This is a genomic window from Collimonas sp. GW821-FHT02H07, from assembly GCF_059421505.1.
On the sequence record NZ_JBWKVC010000042.1, the window covers coordinates 1 to 2,292 of the forward strand.

At 56.6% G+C, this 2,292-nt stretch carries 1 protein-coding gene; it reads right to left on the reverse strand.

Annotation, left to right across the window (positions count from 1 at the left end; all coding sequences use genetic code 11):
* Positions 1-2,292, reverse strand: a 2,292-nt coding sequence (locus AC07V8_RS25710; protein ID WP_494721509.1) for a hypothetical protein, incomplete at both ends; no start/stop codon positions are given.

Sequence of the window (2,292 nt, forward strand, 5' to 3'; positions counted from 1 at the left end):
ATCGACGTCGACCGGTCTAAGTTCGACAAATAGCAACGTCACTTCGCTGTCCAGCAGCCTCAGCACTACCAACAGCAACGTGTCATCGCTGTCGACCTCGGCGTCGACCGGCTTGAGCAGCACCAACAGCAACGTCACCTCGTTGTCCAGTGGCCTGAGCACGACAAATAGCAACGTGTCGTCATTGTCGACCTCGACTTCGACTGGCCTGAGTTCGACGAACAGCAACGTTACTTCGCTGTCCAGCGGACTGAGCACTACCAACAGCAGCGTATCGTCGTTGTCAACATCGACCTCGACCGGTCTGAGTACGACGAGCAGCAACGTCACATCGCTGTCTAGTGGCCTCAGCACGACTAACAGCAACGTATCGTCGCTGTCGACTTCAACATCGACTGGCCTGAGCAGCACGAATAGCAACGTCACTTCGTTGTCCAGTGGCCTCAGTACCACCAACAGCAACGTCACCTCGCTGTCCAGTGGTCTGAGCACGACTAACAGCAGTGTTTCGTCGCTGTCGACTTCCGCGTCGACAGGCCTGAGTAGCACCAACAGCAACGTCACCTCGTTGTCCAGTGGCCTGAGCACGACAAATAGCAACGTGTCGTCATTGTCGACCTCGACTTCGACGGGCCTGAGTTCGACGAGCAGCAACGTTACTTCGCTGTCCAGCGGACTGAGCACAACGAATAGCAACGTGTCGTCGCTGTCGACATCGACGTCGACCGGCATTACATCGCTGTCGACGTCTGCGTCGACTGGCTTGAGCACAGTCACTAGTAACGTCACTTCGTTGTCCAGTGGCCTGAGCACCACCAACAGCAGCGTATCCTCGCTGTCGACCTCGACATCGACCGCCATCACATCGTTGTCGACGTCCGCCTCGACCGGTTTGAGTACAGTCACCAGTAACGTCACTTCACTGTCCAGCGGACTGAGCACCGCCAACAGCAGTGTTTCGTCGCTGTCGACTTCGACGTCGACTGGCTTGAGCAGCACGAACAGCAATGTCACATCGCTGTCCAGTGGCCTGAGCACCACCAACAGCAACGTGTCGTCATTGTCGACCTCGACGTCGACTGGTCTGAGCACCACCAACAGCAGCGTGTCGTCGCTGTCGACCTCGACTTCGACCGGTTTGAGCAGCACGAATAGCAACGTATCGTCGCTGTCGACCTCAACTTCGACCGGCTTGAGCAGCACGAACAGTAACGTCACTTCACTGTCCAGTGGCCTCAGCACCACCAATAGCAACGTATCGTCGCTGTCGACTTCTACATCGACTGGTCTGAGCACCGCCAACAGCAGTGTTTCGTCGCTGTCGACTTCGACGTCGACCGGCTTGAGCAGCACCAACAGTAACGTCATCTCGTTGTCCAGTGGCCTGAGCACGACAAATAGCAACGTGTCGTCATTGTCGACGTCAACTTCGACTGGCTTGAGCAGCACGAACAGCAATGTCACATCGCTGTCCAGCGGTCTGAGCACAACGAATAGCGGCGTATCGTCGCTGTCGACCTCGACTTCGACCGGCTTGAGCAGCACCAACAGTAACGTCACCTCGTTGTCCAGTGGCCTGAGCACGACAAATAGCAACCTGTCTTCATTGTCGACCTCGACTTCGACCGGCATCGCATCGTTGTCGACGTCCGCCTCGACCGGCTTGAGTACAGCCGCCAGTAACGTCACTTCACTGTCCAGCGGTCTCAGCACCACCAACAGCAGCGTGTCCTCGCTGTCGACGTCGATCTCGACTGGCTTGAGTAGCACCAACAGCAACGTCACATCGCTGTCCAGCGGTCTCAGTACCACCAACAGCAGTGTTTCGTCACTGTCGACTTCCGCGTCGACAGGCCTGAGCAGCACCAACAGCAACGTCACTTCACTGTCCAGTGGCCTCAGCACCACCAACAGCAGCGTGTCGTCGCTGTCGACTTCGACTTCGACGGGCTTGAGTGCAGTCACCAGTAACGTTACTTCGCTGTCCAGCGGCCTGAGCACGACAAACAGCAATGTATCGTCCTTGTCGACCTCTACTTCGACCGGCATCACATCACTGTCGACGTCTGCCTCGACCGGTTTGAGCACGGTCACCAGCAACGTCACATCACTGTCCAGTGGCCTCAGCACGGCTAACAGCAATGTGTCTTCGTTGTCGACTTCTGCATCGACTGGACTGAGCACAACTAACAGCAGCGTTTCGTCATTGTCGACTTCGACTTCGACTGGCCTGAGTTCGACGAACAGCAACGTCACTTCGTTGTCCAGCGGTCTGAGCACCACCAACAGCAG